Annotated in this window: 23 protein-coding genes; 2 read left to right on the forward strand and 21 right to left on the reverse strand. The window is 30.4% G+C overall.

What is annotated here, in order from left to right; translation table 11 throughout:
* Positions 1-341 precede the first annotated feature (341 nt).
* The 14 genes from P8F83_RS13165 to P8F83_RS13230 form a co-directional block, all read right to left on the reverse strand.
* Positions 342-1826, reverse strand: coding sequence for a WD40/YVTN/BNR-like repeat-containing protein (locus tag P8F83_RS13165; protein WP_326511519.1), 1485 nt, complete (start codon positions 1824-1826; stop codon positions 342-344).
* 104 nt (positions 1827-1930) lie between these two features.
* Positions 1931-2401: an SsrA-binding protein SmpB gene (smpB, locus tag P8F83_RS13170; RefSeq protein ID WP_021800678.1), complete on the reverse strand. Its 471-nt coding sequence runs from the start codon at positions 2399-2401 to the stop codon at positions 1931-1933.
* A gap of 80 nt (positions 2402-2481) precedes the next feature.
* Positions 2482-4497: a methyl-accepting chemotaxis protein gene (locus P8F83_RS13175; protein WP_326511520.1), complete on the reverse strand. Its 2016-nt coding sequence runs from the start codon at positions 4495-4497 to the stop codon at positions 2482-2484.
* A 185-nt stretch (positions 4498-4682) separates the two neighbouring features.
* The gene (rnr, locus tag P8F83_RS13180; protein WP_326511521.1) at positions 4683-6905 is read right to left on the reverse strand and encodes a ribonuclease R; all 2223 of its coding nucleotides are present in this window, start codon (positions 6903-6905) and stop codon (positions 4683-4685) included.
* A gap of 128 nt (positions 6906-7033) precedes the next feature.
* Entirely contained in the window at positions 7034-9058 is a 2025-nt protein-coding gene (locus tag P8F83_RS13185; protein WP_326511522.1) for a sodium-translocating pyrophosphatase, read from the reverse strand.
* Positions 9059-9177: 119 nt separating this feature from the next.
* Positions 9178-9378: a heavy-metal-associated domain-containing protein gene (locus P8F83_RS13190; protein ID WP_390888064.1), complete on the reverse strand. Its 201-nt coding sequence runs from the start codon at positions 9376-9378 to the stop codon at positions 9178-9180.
* 29 nt (positions 9379-9407) lie between these two features.
* The gene (locus P8F83_RS13195; RefSeq protein ID WP_326511523.1) at positions 9408-11870 is read right to left on the reverse strand and encodes a heavy metal translocating P-type ATPase; all 2463 of its coding nucleotides are present in this window, start codon (positions 11868-11870) and stop codon (positions 9408-9410) included.
* Between the two features lie 129 nt (positions 11871-11999).
* Entirely contained in the window at positions 12000-13775 is a 1776-nt protein-coding gene (locus P8F83_RS13200; protein WP_326511524.1) for a methyl-accepting chemotaxis protein, read from the reverse strand.
* Between the two features lie 93 nt (positions 13776-13868).
* Positions 13869-14129, reverse strand: coding sequence for a GIY-YIG nuclease family protein (locus P8F83_RS13205; RefSeq protein WP_326511525.1), 261 nt, complete (start codon positions 14127-14129; stop codon positions 13869-13871).
* 66 nt (positions 14130-14195) lie between these two features.
* Positions 14196-14747, reverse strand: a complete 552-nt coding sequence (locus P8F83_RS13210; RefSeq protein WP_326511526.1) for a hypothetical protein — start codon at positions 14745-14747, stop codon at positions 14196-14198.
* Positions 14748-14749: 2 nt separating this feature from the next.
* Positions 14750-17173: a glutathionylspermidine synthase family protein gene (locus P8F83_RS13215; RefSeq protein ID WP_326511527.1), complete on the reverse strand. Its 2424-nt coding sequence runs from the start codon at positions 17171-17173 to the stop codon at positions 14750-14752.
* A gap of 21 nt (positions 17174-17194) precedes the next feature.
* Positions 17195-17566, reverse strand: coding sequence for a hypothetical protein (locus P8F83_RS13220; RefSeq protein ID WP_073018254.1), 372 nt, complete (start codon positions 17564-17566; stop codon positions 17195-17197).
* Positions 17567-17587: 21 nt separating this feature from the next.
* A complete protein-coding gene (locus tag P8F83_RS13225) occupies positions 17588-18217 on the reverse strand; it encodes a hypothetical protein (protein WP_326511528.1) in 630 nt (209 codons plus the stop codon).
* A 9-nt stretch (positions 18218-18226) separates the two neighbouring features.
* Positions 18227-18400, reverse strand: coding sequence for a hypothetical protein (locus tag P8F83_RS13230; RefSeq protein ID WP_156337811.1), 174 nt, complete (start codon positions 18398-18400; stop codon positions 18227-18229).
* Positions 18401-18548: 148 nt separating this feature from the next.
* Here P8F83_RS13230 and P8F83_RS13235 point away from each other — a divergent pair, with 148 nt between their 5' ends.
* Complete coding sequence (locus P8F83_RS13235; RefSeq protein WP_326511529.1) at positions 18549-19094, forward strand: MORN repeat-containing protein; 546 nt, start codon at positions 18549-18551, stop codon at positions 19092-19094.
* Positions 19095-19165: 71 nt separating this feature from the next.
* Complete coding sequence (locus P8F83_RS13240) at positions 19166-19861, forward strand: nitrite/sulfite reductase domain-containing protein (RefSeq protein ID WP_326511530.1); 696 nt, start codon at positions 19166-19168, stop codon at positions 19859-19861.
* Between the two features lie 43 nt (positions 19862-19904).
* On the opposite strand, the gene P8F83_RS13245 is transcribed toward P8F83_RS13240, so the two are convergent.
* The 7 genes from P8F83_RS13245 to P8F83_RS13275 form a co-directional block, all read right to left on the reverse strand.
* Positions 19905-20969, reverse strand: a complete 1065-nt coding sequence (locus tag P8F83_RS13245; protein ID WP_326511531.1) for a sulfate/molybdate ABC transporter ATP-binding protein — start codon at positions 20967-20969, stop codon at positions 19905-19907.
* Complete coding sequence (gene modB / locus P8F83_RS13250; RefSeq protein WP_073018916.1) at positions 20953-21651, reverse strand: molybdate ABC transporter permease subunit; 699 nt, start codon at positions 21649-21651, stop codon at positions 20953-20955. Before modB ends, P8F83_RS13245 begins: the two co-directional genes overlap by 17 nt.
* 30 nt (positions 21652-21681) lie before the next feature.
* Positions 21682-22488: a molybdate ABC transporter substrate-binding protein gene (modA, locus tag P8F83_RS13255; protein ID WP_326511532.1), complete on the reverse strand. Its 807-nt coding sequence runs from the start codon at positions 22486-22488 to the stop codon at positions 21682-21684.
* Positions 22489-22736: 248 nt separating this feature from the next.
* Positions 22737-23381, reverse strand: coding sequence for an amino acid ABC transporter permease (locus tag P8F83_RS13260; protein ID WP_390888065.1), 645 nt, complete (start codon positions 23379-23381; stop codon positions 22737-22739).
* Positions 23381-24109, reverse strand: a complete 729-nt coding sequence (locus P8F83_RS13265) for an amino acid ABC transporter permease (protein WP_326511533.1) — start codon at positions 24107-24109, stop codon at positions 23381-23383. The genes P8F83_RS13260 and P8F83_RS13265 overlap by 1 nt, the downstream gene beginning before the upstream one ends.
* A complete protein-coding gene (locus P8F83_RS13270; RefSeq protein ID WP_073018240.1) occupies positions 24109-24909 on the reverse strand; it encodes a transporter substrate-binding domain-containing protein in 801 nt (266 codons plus the stop codon). The genes P8F83_RS13265 and P8F83_RS13270 overlap by 1 nt, the downstream gene beginning before the upstream one ends.
* A 23-nt stretch (positions 24910-24932) precedes the next feature.
* The gene (locus tag P8F83_RS13275) at positions 24933-25658 is read right to left on the reverse strand and encodes an amino acid ABC transporter ATP-binding protein (protein ID WP_073018238.1); all 726 of its coding nucleotides are present in this window, start codon (positions 25656-25658) and stop codon (positions 24933-24935) included.
* Positions 25659-26077 lie beyond the last annotated feature (419 nt).

A 26077-nucleotide genomic window follows, 5' to 3' on the forward strand; every position in this document is an offset into this window, starting at 1 on the left:
ATACCTTATTATTAATTATTAAAATAAACTTTTTTAGTAAGGCCAAATAAAGATGTATAGTTGTTTTAAGAGCATTATTATATAAGATTTTAAGAAAATTTTTAGTAAATTATTTACTTCAAAATTTATAATTCCAGAACCTTACATAGCAAATATGTTTATTAAAATAACTTCATAACTAATTATAATACCGTTTACCATAATTTTACATATGATTTTATTGGATAAATCTTCAAATTTATTAACTACTAATTAATTATTCAATTATTACTGTAAAACTTTAAAGTAAAATGCCAGTTAAATTTATATTTTTTTTACTTAACTGGCATTTTTATAATTATTTAATTTTTAGCTTCTTTTACATACTCCCATGTCTTTCCCTGATCTTTTGATTTATAAAGAGCCTTAATTCCTCCATTATAATCCCCATCTGAACCTTGCCCAACTGATATATTAAGATTTTCTCCTTCTTTGGTTGGCATTCCAGGAAGGTCAAAAGGATTATATGGTTCTGATCCATTTAATGGTACTTTTACTTCTGGAAAACTTATCTTTGTGAAGGTAGTTCCCCCATCTTCCGTTCTATATAATTCTCCACGTGCACCACCACTATGCGCTAGACATAAAAATCCTAGTCTTTCATCTAAGAAAGTTATACCTGCTGCTGCCCCTATTTCACCTAAAAATGGATCACCATTTACAAGTGACCATTTGGTTCCACCATCTAAGGTCTTCTCTAGTGCATAAGCTCTACTCCCTGCTGCTGCATCTGTCACTTCTAATTTATATCCTATTTTCTGGGATAAATAAAACTTATCTATCCCATTGCTCTCTTCCTCTTCTTGTTCTTTATTACCTTTAGTTAAAGTTTCACTTTTAATATTATTTAAATCATCTACTAGTATATATCTATAGGGTGTAAGTGTACTTTCTTTGCCTGGTACATACACAGATACTGCATACCCTATTATCTCTGGATCCCTATTTCCAACTGACCTTGTTTTTCCTTCTGAATCTATATAAAGAACTCCGCTTCCATTATATCCAAAGCTTCTTTTCCCTGAATAAAGAATACCAAATTGACTTTCTTCCCATTTGCTTATAGTTTCTTTAAGTGGAATAACCTTCATTGTGCTTATAAGTGGTTCTAGAAGTTTGTCCTCATTAAAGTCCCCATTTACATTTCCATGTAGATATATTGTTATCTTACTTGATTCATTTTTATTATAGCTAATTAAATAGCTTTCCAGTGTGTCTTTATCATTTTTGCCATATAAAAAGGTATTAAAGGAGGTTATTGTTCCTTCTTTATCGAATTTAAGATCAACATTGTTTGCTATATATAGTTTTTGCACCATAGGAACTTTTTTATTAATATCTTGTAGTATTCCTTCTATTCCATCCTCATATATATTATTATGCTTAAGCTCTACTGTTTTCTTATCCTTCAAATCCTTTAATATCCATGAAAGTTTCCCATTAAAATTCATGCTGGTTTTATATATCTTACCTCCATAAAATATAAATAATGAAAACATAAAAATTAATGCAATAACACCATAAGCCAGTCTTATGTTTCTATTTTTAATTAATTTATCTGGTTTTATTATTATAGGCTTTTTTAAAATCCTTGCTATAAAAATCATTAAATATATAACAAAAAATGCTAAGCATAAAAGCAGCATTGTAAGGTTATTATTCATTCTTCCAAACTTACACAAGGTGTATAGATTATAAAAAGAAAACCAATAAACTGCTATAAATATTGGATTAATCATCATTCGTATAAATAATTGTCCTCTTGTAATATCTTTGTACTCTCCCATTTTTTCATTTACCTTCTTTCACTAGTTGACATAAATAAATTATACCTCAAATTTCCAATAAAAAAGAAGCTATCACAAAACATTTTTGTAATAGCTTCTTTAAACTAGTATCTGCTTCTTTCTTTCATTTGTCTTTCTACATCTCTTTTATGAGCTTTTTCTAACATAGAATCTCTCTTATCGTAGTTCTTTTTACCTTTACAAACTCCTAAGTTAACTTTAACTCTTCCATTTTTTAAATATAAAGATAAAGGGATAAGTGTTAATCCTACTTGTTGAACTAAACCTATAAGTCTTCTTATTTCTTCTTTATGTAAAAGTAATCTTCTAACTCTAAGTGGTTCTACATTAAATATATTTCCTTGCTCATAGGGACTTATATGCATATTTTTAATAAATACTTCTCCATTTATTACTTCTGCATAACATTCTTTTAGGTTAGCTCTTCCTGCTCTTATAGATTTTACTTCTGTTCCTACAAGTTCTATTCCTGCTTCCATAGCTTCTTCTACAAAATAATCATGATGAGCTTTTCTATTTTCCGCTAAAGTTTTATTGTTACTCTTTCTAACCATTATATCACCTACTTGGTTTTATTATCTTTTACTATTATAATATATAACTCTGTCCATAACAATAAAGCTCTATACTTTAATTAATCTATTTTAAATACTTCAAGTTCTTCTTGAACCTTTTCTGAAGATTCATGTAAAAGTTCTGATGATGCATATATCTCTTGACTTGCTGCACTCATCTCTTCTGCAGATGCTGTAATTTCTTCTGCAAAGGAAGATACATGCTCTGATATTGATGATACTAAATTAATGTCATCTATTAATTCTTTTTTCTTTTTATCTAATATATCAGTAGCTTTCACCATGTTTTCTATTTGTGGTGCTACATTGTTTAGTGATGAAGCTATTTCTTCAAAGGCTTCTGAGGTTTTCATTATTATATCCTTTTGAGTTAATAACTCTTTATTTAATTCTATTGTTCCTCTTGATATATTCTTGTTATCATTTAATACCTTGCTACTTATTTTTTGTATATTCTCAGAGGCTTCTTTACTTCTTTCAGCAAGTTTTCTTACCTCTTCAGCTACTACTGAAAACCCCTTTCCCGCTTCCCCTGCACTAGCCGCTTCTATAGCTGCATTAAGTGCTAGAAGATTTGTCTGCTCTGATATTCCTTTAATTAAATATGTAATTTCATTTATCTCATCTATGTTTTTACCCATGGCTTCTAGTTTTTCTCTAAATTCGTTAAAGGTATTAAGCATTTTACCAAACTCTAAAGATACCTCTTCTATGTCTTTTTTCCCTACATTAGACTTTCCATGAATGTCATTTACCATTTTTGCTACGTCTTTAAACTTTGAAGATATTCCATCTAAGGTATTTTCGAATTCAGATGATATGTTTACCATATTACCTAGTGAAACTGTTTGATTATTCGTTCCCGCTGCCACTTCTTCAACAGCTTTCGCAATATTAGTAGTAGTTTCACTAAAATCTCTTGCTATTTTAGTTAAGGATTCACTTTCTCCACCAACTCTATCTGAACTTTCTATAACATCCTTAATCATCTCTCTTAAGGAATTTTTTAAATTAAGTATTGAGTTGGCTATTTCTCCAAATTCATCTTCTCTTTTTATTAATTTATTATCTACTTCAAAAACAAAGTTTCCTTTTGATAATGTTAATACATCTTTTTCTACTCTCTTGATTATCCTAATTAAATAGTTTACTACATAATATCCTAATATAATGATAATGATAGCAGCTATTAAAATAGTTATAATAGAAGAACTTGTCATACCATCTAATTGACTAAGTATTTGTTCCTTAGGTATAGCTACTGCAACTCCCCATCCTGTAGATTCTATGGGCGCATAGCCAACATACTTTTCTATTCCATTATATAAATAAGCTCCATAGCCTGTCTCCCCTTTAATCATTTTTTTATGAATCTCTGCAAGGGGAACTAATGAACTATCAGTTTCACTTTTCTTTATTATGTTTTCTCTTCTATATATAAGTGTAGTATCTGGGTGAACTATAATATCTCCATTTCCAGCAACTACATAGGCTATTCCTTCTTCTCCAACTTTTATTGTCTTTATAAAATCACTTATTTTAGTGTTTTCTTTTAGTCCTACTAATAATGCAACTATTTTTCCATCTACTTTTATTGGCGAAGCAAAGGGAGCCACATAAATATTCCCTTCCAAATTAGAAAAATATGGATCTCCTGTTGCCGAAACTCCATTTAAAGCCTTTTTAAAGAAATCCCTATCCTTTATATTGTCTTGATCGCCAGTGGTATATAATATATTACCTTCTAAATCAGCTATTCCCATTGTGTAATAATCATATTTGGAGGAATAATCTGTTAATATATTTATTTTTTCTGTAGATTCTTCTGTAACTAATCTCTTATCTTCTGATAAATATTCAATATTTGTACAAATACTATTCAACTTTTCATTCATTCTTAATGAAATTTGTTCTCCTAATTGTATAAGCATGTCGTCTGCCGTTTGTACAATAGCTCTTCTTGCTAAAATATAATTTGTAACCGATATAATTATAGATGAACTAAGAGCGATTAATAAAAAAAGTATTAATAATTGGCCCTTAATACTTTTCTTTTTCACTTTTTTGATTTTCATTTTTTCTCCCCCTAATAATCAAGACAAAACATATATTTTTCGAAAACTACAAACATAATTATATAGTATTGTTAATTGTTAAACAACGAAGTCAATATTTATCTTGCTTATGCAGGATTAGATAAACTTATAATAGAATTTTAAATTTAATTAAAATAAAAATTAAAGGTAGGCTTAATGCCTACCTAAAAGATTTCCTCTTCACTTTTTAACTCTTCATTTGTGTCTACATATTCCTCTAAACCCTGCTTATTAAAGTCTTTGATGTCAAAGTTCTCCTCTGTTTCTTCTTCATCTTTAATAAGTTTAAAGAAAATTTCTCTGTTAGGAATGTCAACTTTTTCACACCTAATCTTAACATCATCACCCAATCTATATATGTTTTTAGTTCTTTCTCCTATTAAACATAAATGATTTTCATCATAAATATAATAATCATCATCTAAATCGCTTATATGAACTAATCCTTCTATTGTATTAGGTAATTGTATAAATATTCCAAAACTTGTAACAGAGGATATTATTCCTTCGAACTCTTCCCCTATTCTATCTAACATATATTCTGCTTTCTTTAGATCATCTACTTCTCTTTCTGCTTCTTGTGCAACTCTTTCCATTTCTGATGATTGTTTAGCTGCATAATCCACGATATTAACAAGTTTAGTGCTTCTTCCCTCATCAACTTTTCCATGAAGATGTTCTTTTATTATTCTATGAATTTGAAGATCTGGATATCTTCTAATAGGTGATGTAAAGTGGCAATAATATTTAGCTGCTAATCCAAAGTGTCCTGTACATTCTGGAGAATATCTTGCTTGCATCATAGAGCGTAGTAACAATGTACTTACTACAGTTTCTTCTTTTTTACCTTTTACTTCATCTAATACATCCTGTAATAATCTAGGGTGAACTTCTTGTGTCCATCTTACTGGATATCCTAGGTTATATATGAACTCTTTGAATTTATCTAACTTCTCTGTATCTGGATCTTCATGTATTCTATATACAAACGGAAGTTTAGTCCAGAACATATGCTCAGCCACTGTTTCATTACATACAAGCATAAATTCTTCTATAATTCTATTTGCTATTTCTCTGTCGTATGGTTTTATATCTATTGGTTTTCCTTGATCATTTAATATGATTTTAGATTCTTCAAATTCGAAGTCAATCGCTCCTCTTTTTAACCTCTTATTATTAAGGATATGACAAAGCTCTTCCATAGCCTTAAAGTCCTCATATAAATATTCATATTTTGCTATTAAATCCTGATCTCCATCTTTAAGTATTCTAGTAACATCAGTGTAGGTCATTCTTTCAGATGTTTTAATTACTGACTCATATATTTCATGATCAATAACCTTACCGTCTTTGTTTATTATCATGGTACAACTTAGTGTTAATCTATCAACTTTAGGATTTAATGAACATATTCCATTAGATAATTTTTTAGGAAGCATAGGTATAACTCTATCTATTAAATATACAGATGTAGCTCTCTTTAATGCTTCTTTATCTAAAGGATTTTTTTCTCTAACATAATGAGTAACGTCTGCTATATGGACTCCTAATTTATAAGTTCCATCTTTTAATTTCTCAATGGATACAGCATCATCTAGATCTTTAGCATCTTCTCCATCAATAGTTACCATTTTTATATTTCTAAGGTCTTTTCTTCCTTTTAAATCTTTATCTGAAATTTCTTCTTCTATTCCTTCTACAAAGTTGAGAACCTTATCTGGAAATTCTTCCGGAAGTCCATATTTTTTAATAATCGTTAGTATATCTAGCCCTTTTTCACCTTTTTTACCTAAAACCTCTGTAACTACGCCTTCTGGATTTCTTCTTTGATCTGCCCATTTAACTATTTCAACTATAACTAGATCTCCAGTTTCGGCTCCATTTCTATCCTTTCTAGATATAAAAACATCATTTTGAATCCTCTTATCTTCTGGAACTACAAATCCAAAATTTTTAGAATCTTCATATACTCCTACAAAGCTTCTATTAGCTCTTTCTATTACTTCTCTTATTTCACCTTCACATTTTTTAGCTCCAACATCTTCTTTAAGAATCTTTGCTACTACTCTGTCTCCATTTAAGGCTCCATTCATGTTCGAACTTGGAATAAACACGTCTTGTCTTCCTTCTTCATCAGGTATTAAAAAACCGAAGCCTTTTTGATGAACCTGAAGTTTACCAGTTATTAAACCCATTCTTTCTGGAACACCTAACTTATCATTTTTATTCCTAATAATTAAGCCTTCTCTTTCCATAGATTTAATACATTTTTTAAATGCTTTATACTCATCTCTTTGTATATCAAAAACTTGGCTTAATTCTTGTATATCCATTGGCCTGTAAGCCTGTTCTTTCATGAAATTTAATATTGTTTCTTTTATTCCCATTTATTGTCCTCCGTATACTTGGATTTGTTTATATTCTTCACATTATAAATTATTATAATTCAAGAAATATTTACTAGTTCATTATATCACAAAACTATGGAATAAAAGAATACATGCCATCTTAAGGTCTATTTAAATAAATTTAACAAAACTCCTCCATATTCTGCAATCAAAGGTGCAAATACCAAAGATACTATAGTCATTAATTTTATCAATATATTCATAGATGGTCCTGAGGTATCTTTAAATGGATCTCCCACTGTATCTCCAGTAACAGCAGCTTTATGAGCATCGCTTCCTTTACCACCAAGCTGTCCTGACTCTATATATTTTTTAGCATTATCCCAAGCACCACCTGCATTAGCCATTAATATTGCCATTAATACTCCAGTGGAAACAGCTCCACATAATAAGCCCGCTAAAGCATCTTTCCCTAATAACAGTCCTGTAGCTATAGGTATAATTATTGCCAATATTCCTGGTATTATCATTTCCTTTAAAGCAGCTTCTGTAGAAATTTCAACACAGGTAGAATAATCTGGGTCATCTTTCCCCTCCATTATTCCTGGTTTTTCTCTAAATTGTCTTCTGACTTCTTCCACCATCTTTACTGCCGCTTTTCCTACAGATTCCATCGTAAGTGCAGCAAATAAAAATGGAATCATTCCTCCCATTAAAAGCCCTACCAAGGTTAGTGGGTTTAATAAATCAATTTCTTCTATTTTTACACTTTGTGCATAAGAAGCAAATAGGGCTAAAGCTGTAAGTGCAGCTGAACCTATTGCAAATCCCTTACCTATTGCAGCTGTAGTGTTCCCTACTGAATCTAATTTATCTGTTATATCTCTAATTGATTTATCTAGTCCTGCCATTTCTGCGATCCCGCCTGCATTGTCAGCTATTGGTCCATAGGCATCCACAGCAACTACAATTCCCGTTGTAGATAACATTCCTACCGCAGATAATGCTATTCCATATAGCCCATTTAATGTTGTAGTATTTCCATCCATAGAGAAATATGCTACTAACACACCTATGCATATTAAAATTATAGGTGCCACTGTTGATTTCATACCTACAGCTAGACCAGCTATAATATTAGTAGCTGCTCCAGTTTTTGATTCATTAGCAATTTCTTTAACTGATCTATAGTCTGAAGATGTGTAAATTTCAGTTATTTTACCTATCAATATTCCTACTAAAATCCCTGACAAAACAGCCACAAATCCTTTATAACTATCTAGATAATATTTACTTAAAAAAGCTGCTGCTACCATGGTTATAGCTGATGCAATATATGTTCCTCTATTTAAAATCTTTTGGGGATTATCGCCCTTACTGTATCTTATAGAAATAGAACCTATTATACAAGCTATTACCCCTATGCCACATAATGCAATAGGATATAGTGCCTCTTCATTACCTTTAGTTATATTAATTATTAATCCCAATGTTATAGCTGAAATAATAGCTCCTACGTAAGATTCAAACAAATCTGCACCCATCCCAGCAACATCACCAACATTATCACCAACGTTATCTGCAATTACAGCTGGATTTCTAGGATCATCCTCTGGAATTCCAGCTTCAACCTTTCCTACTAGATCCGCTCCAACATCTGCAGCTTTTGTATATATGCCGCCTCCAACTCTAGCAAAAAGCGCTATAGAAGAAGCACCAAGTCCAAATCCGGTTACATACTCTCCATTAAATTTAAATATAATTAGCAATAAACTCAATCCAAGTATACCTAATCCTACTACTGATAACCCCATTACTGAACCTCCAGAAAATGCATAAGATAAAGCCTTACTTATCCCATCTTTTGCACCCTCTGTAGTTCTGACATTAGCCTTTACCGCTACCTTCATCCCAATAAACCCTGATAATATAGAGAATAATGCTCCTGTTAAAAAGCAAATAGCTGTGTTTATGTTTAGAAAAATAGAAATAGCTACAAATACTACTACAATAAATACAGCTAAATATCTATACTCCTTTTTCAAAAATGCCATAGCTCCATCCTGAATATAGGATGAAATTTCATTCAATTTTTTATCCTTTACCTCCTTTTTCCCAATCCAACTTGCAGTTAAGAATGAAAATATTAAGGCAATAATGCCTATTCCACTTGTTACCCATAGTGGGTTCATAAAAATTCCTCCAAACATTTATTATTCTCTACATTATTATTATTTTATTTTCCAATATATACAGAAAAAGAGATGCTCCTATTAAAATAGTTTAGCATCTCTACTTTTAGAAAAATTGATTATTCTATTGATATAACATCATATCCTGCATCATCTATAGCTTCTCTTAAAATTTCATCTGATGTTTCTCCCTCTATTGTAGCTGTTTTAGCTTCTAAATCTACAACTGCTGAAGTTATTCCATCTAATTCACTTAGTGCCTTTTCTACTCTTGCTTTACAATGTCCACAAGACATTCCTTCTATTGTTATTTTTTTCATAATTTATTCCTCCTTAAAAATGTATATTACTATTTAACAGGTTTAAATCCCTTAAGTCTTAAAGCATTTAATAACACTGATACTGAACTAAAACTCATAGCTAATGCTGCTATCATTGGATTTAATAGTCTTCCACCTAAAGCATACCATATTCCCATAGCAACTGGAATTCCCAAAGTATTATAAGCAAATGCCCAGAATAAATTTTCCTTTATATTTTTTATTGTCTTCTTACTTAGCTGAATAGCTGTAGGTACATCCATAAGGTCACTTCTCATTAAAACTATATCCGCTGATTCTATTGCTACATCTGTACCTGAACCTATTGCAATTCCTATATCTGCTTTAGCTAAAGCTGGAGCATCATTTATACCGTCTCCAACCATGGCAACTTTCAAACCTTGATTTTGTAGTCTTTCAACTTCCTGTGCTTTATTTTCTGGTAAAACTTCAGCTATTACTGTATCTATTCCTACTTGTCTAGCTATAGCTTCAGCTGTGTTCTTATTATCTCCAGTTAACATAGCAACTTTTATTCCCATTTTATGAAGTGTTTCTACTGCCTTTTTTGAGCTCTCCTTTAAAGTATCTGCAACAGCAATAATACCTATAAGCCTACCTTCTTCTGCTACATACATAGGAGTTTTTCCTTCTTTAGCTAATTTGTCTGAAGCTTCACTAAAACTACTAAGGTGTATACTTTCTTCATTCATTAATTTTAAATTACCTAATACAAATCTCTTACCATCTATGATTCCTTCAATACCTTTTCCTGAAATAGCATTAAAGTTATCTACTTTTTTAAATTCTAAGTTTCTCTCCTCAGCACCCTTTACTATAGCTTCTCCAAGAGGATGTTCTGATCCTTTTTCTGCACTTGCGGCATATATTAATAATTCATTTTCATCATATCCATTAGTTATTATATCTGTAACCTTAGGTTTTCCTTCTGTTATAGTACCTGTTTTATCGAATACTATAGTTTGAATTTTATGAGTGGTTTCTAGTGCTTCTCCACCTTTAATTAATACACCATTCTCTGCACCTTTACCTGTACCTACCATAATTGCTGTAGGTGTTGCAAGTCCTAATGCACAAGGGCAAGCAATTACTAAAACTGATATAAATATACTTAAAGAGAATATAGGTCCTTTTCCTACAAAATACCATACTCCCGCTGATAATATAGCTAAAGTTATAACTACTGGTACAAAGTATCCTGATATTATATCTGCAAGTTTTGCTATTGGAGCCTTAGTCCCTTGAGCATCCTCAACTAGCTTTATAATTTGCGCTAATGCTGTATCTTTTCCAACCTTTGTTGCTTTATATTTTATAGAACCATTTTTATTTATTGATGCTCCTATAACCTTTGAACCAATAGTCTTTTCAACCGGAATACTCTCTCCAGTAAGCATAGATTCATCTATAGAGGTTAACCCTTCTACTACTTCTCCATCTACAGGAAGTTTTTCGCCTGGTTTAACTAATATTACATCTCCTACTATAACTTCATCTATAGGAATCACTAATTCTTTTCCATTTTTAATTATGGTTGCAGTCTTAGGTGCTAGACCCATAAGCTTTTTTATAGCCTCTGAAGTTCTTCCTTTAGTTATACTTTCTAAATATTTTCCTAAAGTAATTAAGGTTAATATAGTAGCTGCAGATTCAAAATATAAATCCATAGTATAATCATGGTTTCCTTGAGATATTTGGTATATCGCAAATAATCCATATAACACTGCTGCTAAACTACCAATAGCAATCAATGAATCCATATTAGGATGTCCTGAATATAATGATTTGAATCCTACCTTAAAGAATTTTTGTCCTGCTACTACTACAGGAATAACCAATATTGATTGAATAATAGCAAAATTCATGGGATTATGCATAGGCTCTATAATATTGGGAAGCATAAGTCCCATCATATGTCCCATAGCTATAACCAATAGAGGTATTGTAAATACAGTAGAAACTATGAACCTTTTCCACAATGCTTTAGATTCTTTTAACTTAGTATCTTCTTTTTCTTCTATTTTTTGTTCCTTTTCTATTGCTTTATAGCCTGCTTTTTCTATAGCTGCTACTATTTCAGCCGTTTTAACCCTTGAACTATCATACTCTATAGTAAGTTTTTCTGTAGCATAATTAACATTTCCACTATTTACTCCCTCTAGTTTATTAACAGCTCTTTCTACAGCTTTAGCACAAGCACTACAAGTCATTCCTTGTATATCCAAAGTTTTATTTATAAGTTCAACTTTAACTTGTGGCTCTAAGTCTATAGCTTTAAATCCTGCTTTTTCTACAGCCTTAATAATGTTATCCTCTGATAAAGCTCCTTCATCATAGGAAATTGTTAATTTCTCTGTTGCTAAATTAACAGATGCACTTGAAACTCCTTGAAGTTTTTTTGAAGTTCTTTCTACTGCATTTGAACAAGCAGCACATGTCATTCCCTCTATTTTAAAAACTTTTTCTTTCATAATTCCCTCCTATTCACGTACCCACCCCCAGGGGGAGGTCTATATATTTAAATTATCATATAATGAGACAAATGTAAAGAGGGTATTATGAGAAATGATTTCAATATCCACTTCATAATACCCTCTTTTTTAAATATTAAATTTATTTATTATCTCATCCAAATCTGAAGAAATCGCCTTTAACTGTTCTGCTAATACTACTGCAATTTCTGTTGTAGCATTTTGTTCTTGCATTGAAGCCGACACTTCTTCCAATCCAGCTGCGGATTCCTCTGTTATTGCTGATACTGATTGAATAGAATCCATTACTCCATTTTTATCTTTATCCACTGAATTTATATTCGTATACAGGTTATTAATTTTCTCCAATGAGTTATCTGTACTGTTTTCAATTAAGTTAAATACCTCAGTAGTATCATTAACTGCAGAGTTTACTGCTACTAATAATTCTCTACCTTTATCCATACTTTTTTGAGAATTGTTTACCTCAAGCTGAATTTCTTTAATAACAGCTGCTATTTCTTTAGTTTCATTGTTTACTTCTTCTGAGAGCTTCCTAACTTCATCTGCAACTACAGCAAAACCTCTTCCTTGTTCCCCAGCTCTCGCTGCTTCAATAGCCGCATTTAAAGCTAAAAGATTAGTTTGTTCTGCGATTTCACCTATTTTATTAACTATGTTGCCTATGGATGTTGATTGATTCCAAAGCGCATATATATTTTTTCCTATATCTTCTAAAGCTAACTTATTCTCTTCAAATTTATTAACTAATATATCTAAACTATCTCTTCCTTTAGTATTGGCTTCCTTAGTATTCTTAGATATGTTTTTAAGTTCTTCAGCCCCACTAACTACATGTGATATCTTATCTGTGAAGTTGTTAAATATATCTACTATATCCTGATAATTCTTAGCTTGTTCTACTGATCCTTTTGCTAATTCTTCCATAGTTGCTGAAATAGCTTGTATACCATTTGAGGTATTTTCAGCTCCCTCTAAAGAAACTATTGAGTTAGTAGACAAACTTTCTGCATGTTCCTTTAAATTTTCTATTATTTCTCTAATTTCTTTTCTTAGGTTTATAACCGCTTCTGCCATAATACCCGTTTCATCTTTATAATTCTTAATAACTTCAAAACTCTCATCATAAGCTAAATCAAGCTTAGATGTTTTATTAACTAATTCAGTAACCTTTAATATTGGTTTTGAAATTCTCTTTCCTACAATCCAACCTATTGCTATTGCCACAATAATGATTGCTCCTATTATTGTTATGAGTGTAACAACTTGCTTTGATATCATCTCAGAAATTATATTTGATTCTTCTGCTATAGTATTGTCTATTGTATCTATATAATTTCCTGTTCCTACAACCCATCCAAAAGGCTCATAATATTTACTATATGCTCTTTTTGCAGATGCTTCTGATTCCCCAGCTTTAGGGAAATAATATTCTGTATATCCACCATCAGCATTTTTTCCATTTTTAATTATTTCTTTAATGAAATACGTGCCATTAGCATCTTTAGATTCATATCTATTTGTTCCTTCTACAGATTGACCTAACATGGCTACATTAGTTCCATCAACATTATCTGCCCAAAAATAACCCTCCTTACCATATCTTATGGTTCTTAGTAGAGCTGCACCTTCTGATTTAGCCTCTTCTAAAGTTATTTCCCCTTTTTTATATTTACTATTTACTCCATCTAACATTGTTATAACTGTTTCAACTTGTTCTTTTATTGTTTGATTATATGTATTTAACATCTGTTCTTTTTTACTATTTAGAAATCCTTGCTTTATGGAATTTATTTGTAGTACTGATGTTAATCCTGTTATTATACCTGTACTTATTGCTATTAACATTGTAAGTAACACTATTTTTGTCCCTATTTTTTTCATCTTTATCCTCCCGTAAAATTCTACGTATAATTAACAAATAATAATTATTCTTATTTATTTATCGAATGTAAACTAAAAATACTTATACTTTTTTTAAATATTTTCCCTTCCATTATAATCCTTTATAAGTTTGTCTTTATCTTTGCGTGGTAATTTTTTTATTTCATACTCCCTTTTCATAGCTTCTTGTTTACTTTCAAACTCCTCATAATATTTTAGCTTAACAGGTCTCCTACCTTTAGTGTATTTAGCTCCTGTTCCACCATTATGTTTTTCTATTCTCTTATTTAAATCATTTGTCCATCCAGTATAATAACTTCCATCTGAACATTCTAATATATATGTATAATTCATTATTTCCCCCAGCCCAAATTCATTAAAATAGGTTAGTAATTTATCTTTATTACTAACCCCTATAAATCAAATGTTCATATCTTTAACTTGAGATATATCACAATAGATTTTATAATAATAGGTCTTAACCTTTTTTCCTTCGTTATTTTCATAAAATCTATTATAAACTGTAACTTTTCCATTATTTAAATATTCACTAGATAGTACTATTTCTCCCTGAACTTCAGTTATTTCAGTATCATAAGATACTACTCCATCTTTGTTTACACAAAATATAAATCTATTCTCTCCATTTAATTCGCTTCTCCCTAATACCACGCCTTCAAAAACCTCAAGATTATAAGTCTCTAGTATATTATCTTCATATTTTGAACTTGAATCTACACCTAAAGATTTTAGGTACTCTTTTCCACTAAAAACAGATATTGTTTGTTTACTTGTAACAATTCCTATAGCACTAGTTATAATTACTAATAAACCTATTGCTACAAGACCAACCCCTACTATTTTCTTAATACTTGGTGAGCTAGTTGCTATTATAGGTTTCTTGTCATACTTATACTTTTTATGATTTCTAAGTTTGTTTAATCTTCTTAATTTTTTTAGTTTTCTTCTCATACTTAGTCTTTAATCCCTTTCATTAAAGTAATAAAAGTACAATCTTTTGAGGTGACTTCTCCCCCTATTCTTGTGTAAACTCCTGCAAATTCATCTCCAGTAAAATATGTACCTATAACTACAAATTCTCCATCTTCATTCCCTTTTTGAAAAACTCTCTCCTGAAAAATTATATCCTCATCAGGAATTTTCTCCAAATCATGACTAAGCGTAATCTTTTTGCCTTCTCTTCCTAAAATGGGCTTAATCAAAAACTCATTTGACTTTAATTCATTAAAATCGAAAGTAGTAAAAGGTATATATTTTTTTATAAATCCGAGTTCCTCTATTGTGTAAAAATCTCTTTCTATAAGTGCATATATTATTGAGAAAAAGCTTTTTGATTGCATAATTATAGTGTTAATAGGATTTAAGAAAAAAACCTTGTCGTTAACTAAGCTTATGAGATTTTTTAAGTTAGCATTATCTTCTTTAATAAACCAGTCAAGTGGATAATACCTGAAAATTATATCAACCTCAGTTCCATAGAGATATACCTTCTCTCCCTCAATTACTAAGTCTTCTATATTTCCATAAATACAACTATAATCAGATGTTTCTTTAAAAATCCTATAAAGAGCATTTGTATTTACCCAATCTTCATAATAAGTTAAAGCTACAAAGGCAATGGTAGGATTATCTACATCGTAGCTTTCTACAAGACTCTTTCCTTGACCTATTATCTTCCTCTTTAAGTCTTTATTAATTCTTTCAAAGCCCTCATCTATATCGCATTCTTTTAGGATAATTTCTTCCACATATACAGCTTCACATATTCCCGCTGGCGTCTCTCCGTTAATCTCTAGAACCTTCCAATTATCATGTATGTCTAATATCCAGTCCATCCTTCCTATAAAAGAAAGTTCACTGGATAATTCTTTTTTCATTAATTCACCAAGCCCATTAATACTTAAAATATCCTCATATAAATTTATATTTTCTAATAAATGATTTCTAGTTTTCTTAAATATCTTCAAAAGTTTTTCTGAAGCATATTTCAGTTCATTAAACTTTTCTTCTTCTAAAATTGCAAGTGATGTTCTTATATAAGGTTTATCATGAGAGTATATTCCTGTAAACTCCCCGTCTATAACCATCTTTGTCTCTATATCTTCTATATATAAATCAGTATCTTTCTCTTTAAAAACTTCCTCTTTTACTCCTATAGGTGTAAACCAAGTATAGTCGTCTACAGTTAGGTAATCTGGATTCCATCTAACACACATACCTATAACTTTATCATTAGATAAAAAAACTCCATAATTCCCATAACCTTTAGTTGATCTTCTAAAATTTCCATCATAATAATAACTCAATTCTCTTTTTTGTTTACAAAATTCTTGAAGTATAAAAGGTTTAATATACATTTCATTTTTAATATATTCAATTGACTGTTCCCACTCTATTTCACTATGTAAGGAACCTATAAAAACATCCTCGCTATATCTTCCGTATATAGGTTTTATAACAAAATCATTTTTTCTCTTTATTGCTTTTTCTATATTAAAATTTGTTAATTCTTCTGTATATGGGAGAGTTTTAATTATTACTTCTCTCTCTTTTTCATTTAATCTACTATCCTTATTATCAACTAACTTCCAAAGGTATGAGTAAAGATTTTTGCACTGAGAAATTATTACTCTTGGATCATTTAATATTAAAATCTTATTATCATTAAATAAAGTTAGTAATTTGTGTATATCTTTTATCTCATATAAATATTCAGTTGGATAAAGCCTTAATATTATTTCTATTTTATTATCAAAACAAAAAGTCTCATCATTATACACATATATATTTTCAGCTGCAGTTATAATAATTTTAATATCATCTCTATATAACTGTTCTTGAAATAATAGTGCTAAATGTGCCTCCTCATAATGTGCTGGATCTACTAAAAATGCTACATTTATATTTTTAGATCCATAATACTTATCTTTAATATCATAGAAACTTCCTATTATCTTGTTATAGAAGCCGTTATTTACATTATTATGTTTTAACGTTTCTTCTGCTACCATACATTCTCTCTCAGCACATGGTTTATCATAATTAAATTCACTATAAAATATACGCTTATCCTTATTTTCCGCTCTTATAAATCCATCAAATCTACTCCAAAAAACAGGTATAGGTTCTCTTGTAAGAGATATTATTTCCTCCATGTAGTTAAACTTTGGAATATATTTTTTAAAATCACTAAACTCAGAATTGATTCCATTTTGAACCCTTAGTGCTATATTGTTTATATGTTTAGCAGTTTCTATAAACTCTTCATAGATTTTAGGCTTCATAAAATAAGGAATATCTGAGTATACATTTTTAAAGCTCTTGGAATGAATAAGTTTATAGTGAAAAAGAAGTTTGTCCCAATAATCTTTATACATAATAATATCCTTCCTAGGCTTTTAAGAAGATGAGCTTTCTCTAATAAATGATGAATATCCTTTAGATTTTGAATTCTTATCTGTTGAATTATATTTAGTATCATCATTATTTGTTGATGCATTTTTCCATGTAAGCCATCCTGTGCTTCTATACCCTATAACATGGGTAGAAGAACCCCCACTGCTATTATTATTTTGTTCATCTATTTCTGAGTTTTTAGGAAAAATGAAAGGTGTGTCTCCAGTTCCGTGATATGCAGTGTCTTCTGTATCTTCTCCTATAGTCTCTTGAATCTTAGGATCATTACACCCAAGAAAAATACTAGGTGCTCCTACTGTTACAGTAGTTATCAATGTAAGTGATATAGCTTTTTTCTTCCACTTTTTCTCCATTAATTCTCCTCATTATATAAATTACTCTATTAAGTGTACTTCAAGTTTAAGTTCACTACTTTTAATATAATCTATATATTCCTTAATATCTATCTTTATTGGCGCTTTAGAAATCACTATGACTTTATCTATTCCAGCCTTGATAAAATCCTCAATGTAGGGCATTTCCTCCTCTGTGAGCCTGTACTGATTATTAAAACACTCTCTTGGATTATATTCTTTACTGCTAAATCTATTATAATCTAAAAATATTCCATACTTACTATTTTCATTTTTTAATCCATAAGAATATTTAATCAGTTTATTAAGCATATCCTTACTTCCAACAATTCCATTTAAATGAAATATATGAGCAAATATGAGTATTGGATTAATCATGTATTCCTTATTTAAATTAAAAGCTAAATCTAAAGACCTTTCTCCATCAAAATCAAAAATAATAATCTCATCTTCTTTCTGATTTACTATTAAATCTTTAGAGAAATCATCTAATATATCATCAATGGTTTTCTTTTTTAAATAATCATCCAAAATTAAATCCTTAACTATATGTTTTGAAGACGCAAATGGAGTAGAAACTAAACTCCACTTAAACTTACCTAATCCACTTCTCCAATTTTCATAGACCTCATACATGTTAATATTAATCATAGGACTCCTCTATTTATATGTTACTGCAAATACATCTATCAAATTCACTATATGACTATAACCATCCTTATCTTCAATCATAAGATAATCTCCATCTCTTCTAACTGAAAAAGCTTCTAATTCTACATCAGGTTTTTCCAAATTATATGCTGCTGGTGTTAAGTAAATATAACAACTCATCATAATATATCCCCCATTTATTTGTTATTTGTTTCACTAAAATATAATACCATAACTGATAAAATATTGAAATATATAATCATTTATATATTTACAAATAATATGCTATACTATAGATTATAAAACAAATGATTACAAGGAGATTGATATCATGAAATCTATTAATATAAAAAACTTAAATGCAGCAAAAATTAATTTTGTACCTACTTCAAACAATAATAGTCATCACGGTACTTCTGGCGTTTATAAAGGCGAACGAAAAGATGGTAAAAAACATGGCTTTGGAACATTTATATTTTCTAATGGAAGTAAATACGAAGGTTTCTGGAAAGACGATTTAATGGATGGTGAAGGAACTTTAACTTGGGCTGATGGAGAAAAATACATAGGTTCTTGGAAAAAAGATCTAAAAGATGGATATGGAATCTATACTTGGCCTGATGGAGAAAGCTATATAGGTAGTTGGAAAGATGATGTTAAGTCTGGTCAAGGAATATATAACTGGGAAAATGGTGATAGTTATACAGGGGAATGGTTAAATGATGCTTGCCACGGATATGGGATTTTGTCATATGTTGAGGGAGATAAGTACTTGGGTACTTGGGTTAATGATATGAAACATGGCAAAGGTCTAAAAATAAGTGAAGCTGGTGAAGTTACTAATATAGAGTATAAAGACAATGTTGAAGTTCTGTAACCTAAGATACTTACAAAACCTATATTTTAAATTAAAATATATACATAAAGAACTTTTTATGGGGGATTTTTATGGCTTATTACGGTAATTTACAAAAAGTTAGAAATGGTGTAAGAACCTTTGGTATAACTCCACATATTCCAGGAGGTTTTATAACTCCTGATAACCTAATTAAAATAGGTGAGGTAGCTAAAAAATATAAGGGAGTTTTAAAATTAACTTCTGGTCAAAGAATTTTAATTACTAATCTTAAGGAAGAAGATCTTCCTTATATATGGGCTGAACTCGGGATGGAGCCTGCTGTAAAAAATATTTATTCCGTTAAAAATGTTGAGATATGTCCATCTGCTTTTTGCAAAAGGTCTAAAGCTAACATCATGGGTCTAGGTATGATAATTTCTAAAAAATATCATGGTTCAGCTATGCCTAACAGAACCAAAATAGGAATTGCAGGTTGTAGAAATGCTTGTGGTGGTGTATATTCTAAGGATTTTGGAATAATTGCAGATGTTACAGGATTTAGAGTTACTGTTGGTGGTTCTTCTGGATTTCACCCAAGGGTTGCTGATATTATAGGAATAGATTTACCTCAAGACGAAGCATATAATCTTTTTGAAAAAGCTATTACTTATTACCAACTTAATGCTAATTTTGGTGAAAAGGCTAGTGATTTTATTCTTAGAATAGGATTAGATAAATTTAAAGAAGGTACTACTAAACAAGATTCTAATGACTTCGATTATAATAAAAAATTTTCTCTAACATAAAATAAGGATGTTTAACTTATATTAGTTAAACATCCTTATTACTTTAGGTTTCTCTCATTAGAATAACCTTATCATCTGGTATTATTATATTAAGTTCTTCTGTATTCCCCTGAAGTTTCTCCCACAAATCCTTTGATATCTCCCAATGTAAAAATTTATTTTTTCTTCCGTCCCTTATAATTTCTAAATATACTGTAGTACTAAAGGGTGTTTCACTAAATTCTACAATTCTACTTCTGTATATATTGTTTTCAGAATTATTTTCTGCTATCTTTATATGATGAGCCCTTATCCCTATGTAGGATATGTTTTCTTTTGTTTTTTCTTTAGTGTATATTCTACATCCCCAATCTAATGCTTCTAGTTCATTATCTGATATTATTTTTACCTTAGAGAAATTTTTACACCCTGTTAACCTAGCTGAAATTAATGTTGGAGGTCTTTCAAATATTTCTTTTTTAGTTCCACTTGCTTCTTCTCTACCATTAGAGATAATCTTAATATTATCACATATTCTATATACCTCATCCATGTTATGAGAAACAAATATCACGGTTCTTCCATACGAATTAATAACATCCATTAATTCTTTTTCAACCTGACTTTTTAGAAAATTATCTAAAGCTGAAAATGGTTCATCTAATAACAAAATCTCTGGATCAACAGCTAAAGCCCTAGCAATAGCTACTCTCTGTTGCTGACCTCCTGATAATTGTGAAGGATACCTATTCTCTAATCCATTAAGCTGGAACATATTGATTTTATCTTGAGCTATTTTTTCTCTCTCTTTTTCCGATAAATCTTTTAATCCAAATTGAATGTTTTGCAAAACTGTCATGTTAGGAAACAATGCATAATTTTGAAACAAATAGCCCACTTTCCTATTCTTTATAGGTACATTAATTCCTTTTTCTGAATCAAATAATGTTTTTCCATTTAATATTATTTTTCCTTTTGTAGGAGTTTCAATTCCAGCTATGCATTTTAAGGTCATGCTTTTCCCGCACCCTGATTGCCCCAATAAACCAAGTGTTTCATCACCTATATCTAACTTAACTTTTAAAGTAAAACCTTGAAGGACCTTTTCTATGTCAACTAATAACGCCATAATTCTTTCCTCTTTTCTTAGACAGGTATTTACCTTGATACTCAGACCAATAATTCATTAAAATTATTACTGTAAAAGATATTCCTACTATAAGTAATACCCACATCAAAGCTTTGTCCATTTCTCCACCTTCCGCTGCAAAAAATATAGCAACGGGTATAGTTTGAGTTTTCCCTGGTATATTACCTGCAATCATCAATGTTGCTCCAAATTCTCCTAACGCTCTAGTGAAGGATAGTATAGTGCCTGCTGCTATTCCTGGCCAAGCAAGTGGAACTGTGACTTTCCAAAATATAGTCCATTCAGATGCACCAAGAGTTCTTGCTGCATTAGAAACATTTGAATCTATTTGTTCAAAAGCTCCTCTTGCTGTTCTATACATAAGCGGAAAGGTTACAACTACAGCTGCTAAAACAGTTGCAGACCATGAGAAAATAATCTGAGTATCTAATTTTTCAAGTATTGTTTTAAATGGTCCATTTTTCCCGAATATAAGTAATAGAAAAAATCCAACTACTGTAGGTGGTAATACTAATGGCAATGTTAGTATTGAATCAAATAAACCTTTAAGCCTCCCTTGATATTTATTCATAAGCTGTGCAATTAAAATTCCTATAAAAAATGTTATTATAGTAGAAACAAATGCTGTTTTTAAAGAAATCCATATAGGTGTTAAATCCATAGTCACTATTACACCACCTTAAATTATTAATTACTTCAAAGCGCTAAATCCATATTTTTCGAATATAGCTTTTCCAGAATCGCTAGATATAAAATCCACAAAAGCTTTTGCTGCATCAACATTTTTACTATCTTTCAAAACTGCTACCGGATAAATAGCCTTAGTATAACTTCCTTCTTCCGCTTCCTTAACTACCTTAACTTTATCAGATACTTTAGCATCTGTAGCATATACCATTCCGACGTCAGCATTCCCTGTTTCTACCCAAGCAAGAACTTCTTTTACATCCTTAGCATAAACTGTTTTACCTTGGATTTTATCAAATATCCCAATCTTTTTTAAAGCTTCTTCTGAATATTGCCCTACTGGAACACTTTTTGTTTCTCCTAATGCAACCTTTTTAACACTGTCACTAGTTAAATCACTAAAATCCTTAATATTAGTATTATCCTTAGCCGTTATAAGTACAACCTTATTTTCTAATAAATCTTTTTTACTGTCTTTGAGTATTAAGTCTTTTTCTGTTAGTGAAGTCATTTGTTTTTGGGCAGCTGACATAAATATATCTGCTGGTGCTCCTTGTTCAATCTGTTGTTGTAATGAACCTGATGAACCAAAATTATACGTAATAGTTACATTAGATCTTTCTTTTTTATATAATGTCTGTAATTCTGTCATAGCATCCTTTAAACTTGCTGCTGCGGATACTGTAATTGTTACTTCTGGTTCATTTTCCTGCTCTTTAGATGCTGAATCATCTTTTTTACTGCACCCTATTACTGAAAAAAGCATAGCTAGTACTAAAATTGTTGTAGTAATAATTTTTTTGTTTTTCATTTTATAGCCCCCTTTAATTTATATATAAATAGCTTTAGCTATTTACAAACAAAAAAAGCACCTTGTTGTATATGAAAAATAACATAACACAACTCCGTGCTTATAAATAACTTATTGATATTACGTGATGTTATCTTTTATCACGTTTTGTTATTTTAAATTATATTTAAACTAGAATAAAATGTCAAGAAAAAAGAGTGATTATTAATTTATATAAATTAATAATCACTCTTTTTATACTAAATATACTATCCTTGCAATGACAATCTAGCATGTTGCGCTCTAAACACAATTGATATTAAATAGTTAACCACAAAGTATATTAAAGCCACAGTTGTATATAATGTAAATACTTGTGTAGGTGTAGCATAAGCTCCCATTAAAATCATACTTTTACCTGTTATCTCCTCAACCCCTACAGCCCATAAAAATGATGTATCCTTTATTACCGTTACAAACTGAGAAAGTATTGCTGGTATCATATTTTTAAAAGCCTGTGGAAGTATTACATATCTTAAGGTCTGAAAGGTGTTAAATCCTTGAGACTGAGCAGCTTCCCACTGACCCTTTTTAACTGAACTTAGCCCTCCTCTTACTACCTCACCTATTATAGCAGTAGTAAATATTGTAAATGCTAGTATTCCTGCATTTACAGCTGGCATTCTAAATACAAACCTTATAAAAAATATCCATAAAAGAAGAGGTGTATTTCTAACCACTTCAATATATATTGAAGATAGCTTCCCTAATATACCTTTACTTGAACTTCTTAAAACACCTAAAATAGTTCCAAAAACTATGCTTAAAAGTATTGATATTACAGATATATAGAGAGTTAACGAAAAACCTTGTAGCAAAAACTTAATATTAACAGGATTTAACACTTCTTTTATCATGCTGTCGCCTCCCTCTTATAACTTAGTTCTGGTTCATCCTCTACTACATGTTGAACATTATTATAATCAGCCGACTCAAGCTTTCTTGCTAAAGTCGCTAAAGGTAGACATATTGCTAAATATAACAATCCTGTTATTACATAAGCAGGTCCATAATACATTTTTTCATTAGCCCAGGAGTCAGATCTATACATTAAATCTCCTCCAGCTATCATAGTTAAAACTGAAGTATTTTTAACTAAGTTAACAGCCTGATTAGTTAATGGAGGTAACATAACTACTTTAGCTTGAGGTAATATTATATACCTCATAGCTTCCCAATAGTTAAATCCTTGAGAAAAAGCAGCCTCTAGCTGGCCTTTATTTATAGATAATATACCAGCTCTAACAACCTCTGCAATATATGCTCCATGATATATTCCTACTGCCAATATTCCTATTGTTTTTACTGGCAACACTATATTAGCTATTAAAGGTAACGCATTAAATAAAAAGAATACTTGAATTACTAATGGTGTATTTTGAATAAATTCTACATACACTCTACTTATTACTTCAAAGATTTTAATCTTAGAAGCTGATAACATACCAAAAAATACTCCTAATACCAGAGCTAAAGCTAACCCTAAGAGAGATACTGTTAATGTTGTTAGGAAACCGTCTCTAAATATTGTCCAATCTTTAAAAAGAGCCTCCCATTTAAACCACGCAAATGGTCCTGTCATTACTTAAGACCCCACTTAGTCTTCAACTTATCTAATTCTCCATTTGATTTTAATTCTTTAATTGTATCGTCAATAACTTTTGCAAGTGCAGTATTATCTTTCTTAGAGGCTATACCATAATCTTGTGGTGAAAATTTGTCTGGCAATATTTCTGTACTATCATTCACATATCCAGATAAGATAGATCCATCAACAGAGAAACAATCTACTCTACCAGAAGTTAATGCAGTATTTATTTCTGGGTAACTAGCGAATTCTGAGAATTCTACTTTTATTCCAAGTTTATCAGCTTCTGCTTGTAGAGCAGTTTTTGAAGTAGCACTTTGAGCAACCCCTATCTTTTTACCATCTAAGTCCTTAAAAGACTTAATTCCAGAATCCTTTTTAACAAGTAGTCCAACAGCATCTACAAAGTATGGTTCTGAGAAATTGTAACTTTGTTTTCTTTCTTCAGTGATTGTAAAAGTAGCCGCTATCATATCTGCTTCTCCACTATCAAGCAAAGGACCTCTTGTTTTAGCCGTAACAGCTTGAAGGTCAACCTTATTTTCATCTCCAAGAATTTTTTTAGCTACTGCTTTAGCTATATCAATTTCAAAACCTTCTATTTTTCCAGTTGAAGGATCCTTATATCCAAAGTTAGGAACATCAACCTTTACCCCAACTTTCAAAGTTCCCTTATCCTTTATAGCTTGTACCTCGTCTTTTGTGCCTCCATCTCCAGTTGTTTTTCCTCCAGTAGAACATCCCGCAAGTGCTACTGATAAAGCTAGCACAAGAATAGTTGATAATTTTTTCATTTTTTAATCCCCCTTTTAAATTATTATCTTAATATTTTGCTTAAAAACAATTTTGTTCTTTCATGTGTTGGATTTTTAAAGAAATGTTCAGGACTTCCTTCCTCAATTATTTCTCCACCATCCATAAATATAACTCGGTCTGCAACTTCACGTGCAAAACCCATTTCATGAGTAACTACAACCATGGTTATATTCTCATGAGATAACCCAACCATAACATCTAGAACTTCTTGAATCATTTCTGGATCAAGAGCAGATGTTGGTTCGTCAAACAGTATTACCTTAGGATGCATATTTAATGCCCTTGCTATTGCTACCCTTTGTTGTTGTCCACCTGATAGTTGTGAAGGATAAGCATTCGCTTTATGTTTTAACCCAACCCTATCAAGATACTCAAGAGCTGTCTTCTCTGATTCTGCTTTAGGTACCTTTTGTATTTTAATAGGTGCTAAAGTTAAGTTTTCTAAAACCGTTTTATGCGGATATAAATTAAATCCCTGAAACACCATTGCTACAGATTGTCTAACTTTTGCAACAGGTGCTTTTTTTACTGTTAAGTCTACCCCATCGACTATAACATTTCCTGAAGAAGGTTCTTCTAAATAATTCATACATCTTATAAGAGTACTTTTTCCAGAACCACTTGGACCTATAACCACTAACTTTTCACCTGATTTAACTTCTAAATCTATATCTTTCAATACATGAAGTTTACCGAAGTGTTTGTTTACTTTCTTTAAACTAATCAAATATGACTCCCCCTTATTCATTACTGCCTCAATAAATATATATACATTATCATACATATTTAAAAAAGGAGCCTAAAACCTCACAGAGATAATTCGACTCCTTTGTCTCATATCCATTTTATATTTATTCATAGAATATCATAAATGATAGTTTTATTCAAGTTTTTTTAATAAATATATATTTTCTTGCAAGTTTTATTGCAAAATTTAGTCCATAATGATATTTTTTCTACCGATTTATAAATTCAAATCAATATTGAAAATGGTGTTTAGATAAAGAACTACATTATAATACTCATTATTCTTTTCCATTATATGTTGTTTATTTTTTTTAAAGTTTAATTATATTTATTCGTTTTTTACCATTAATTGCTTAATTATTGAATATAAATTCATTTTTAAAGTATAAATATAATATT

Source organism: Clostridium intestinale (genome assembly GCF_035905475.1).
Taxonomy (GTDB): domain Bacteria; phylum Bacillota; class Clostridia; order Clostridiales; family Clostridiaceae; genus Clostridium_T; species Clostridium_T intestinale.

Coding starts and splice junctions, on each gene's coding strand:
- P8F83_RS13165 (WP_326511519.1), bottom strand. CDS start 1,826: ATGGGAGAGTACAAAGATATTACAAGAGGACAATTATTTATACGAATG.
- smpB (WP_021800678.1), bottom strand. CDS start 2,401: ATGGTTAGAAAGAGTAACAATAAAACTTTAGCGGAAAATAGAAAAGCT.
- P8F83_RS13175 (WP_326511520.1), bottom strand. CDS start 4,497: ATGAAAATCAAAAAAGTGAAAAAGAAAAGTATTAAGGGCCAATTATTA.
- rnr (WP_326511521.1), bottom strand. CDS start 6,905: ATGGGAATAAAAGAAACAATATTAAATTTCATGAAAGAACAGGCTTAC.
- P8F83_RS13185 (WP_326511522.1), bottom strand. CDS start 9,058: ATGAACCCACTATGGGTAACAAGTGGAATAGGCATTATTGCCTTAATA.
- P8F83_RS13190 (WP_390888064.1), bottom strand. CDS start 9,378: ATGAAAAAAATAACAATAGAAGGAATGTCTTGTGGACATTGTAAAGCA.
- P8F83_RS13195 (WP_326511523.1), bottom strand. CDS start 11,870: ATGAAAGAAAAAGTTTTTAAAATAGAGGGAATGACATGTGCTGCTTGT.
- P8F83_RS13200 (WP_326511524.1), bottom strand. CDS start 13,775: ATGAAAAAAATAGGGACAAAAATAGTGTTACTTACAATGTTAATAGCA.
- P8F83_RS13205 (WP_326511525.1), bottom strand. CDS start 14,129: ATGAATTATACATATATATTAGAATGTTCAGATGGAAGTTATTATACT.
- P8F83_RS13210 (WP_326511526.1), bottom strand. CDS start 14,747: ATGAGAAGAAAACTAAAAAAATTAAGAAGATTAAACAAACTTAGAAAT.
- P8F83_RS13215 (WP_326511527.1), bottom strand. CDS start 17,173: ATGTATAAAGATTATTGGGACAAACTTCTTTTTCACTATAAACTTATT.
- P8F83_RS13220 (WP_073018254.1), bottom strand. CDS start 17,566: ATGGAGAAAAAGTGGAAGAAAAAAGCTATATCACTTACATTGATAACT.
- P8F83_RS13225 (WP_326511528.1), bottom strand. CDS start 18,217: ATGATTAATATTAACATGTATGAGGTCTATGAAAATTGGAGAAGTGGA.
- P8F83_RS13230 (WP_156337811.1), bottom strand. CDS start 18,400: ATGATGAGTTGTTATATTTACTTAACACCAGCAGCATATAATTTGGAA.
- P8F83_RS13235 (WP_326511529.1), top strand. CDS start 18,549: ATGAAATCTATTAATATAAAAAACTTAAATGCAGCAAAAATTAATTTT.
- P8F83_RS13240 (WP_326511530.1), top strand. CDS start 19,166: ATGGCTTATTACGGTAATTTACAAAAAGTTAGAAATGGTGTAAGAACC.
- P8F83_RS13245 (WP_326511531.1), bottom strand. CDS start 20,969: ATGGCGTTATTAGTTGACATAGAAAAGGTCCTTCAAGGTTTTACTTTA.
- modB (WP_073018916.1), bottom strand. CDS start 21,651: ATGGATTTAACACCTATATGGATTTCTTTAAAAACAGCATTTGTTTCT.
- modA (WP_326511532.1), bottom strand. CDS start 22,488: ATGAAAAACAAAAAAATTATTACTACAACAATTTTAGTACTAGCTATG.
- P8F83_RS13265 (WP_326511533.1), bottom strand. CDS start 24,109: ATGACAGGACCATTTGCGTGGTTTAAATGGGAGGCTCTTTTTAAAGAT.
- P8F83_RS13270 (WP_073018240.1), bottom strand. CDS start 24,909: ATGAAAAAATTATCAACTATTCTTGTGCTAGCTTTATCAGTAGCACTT.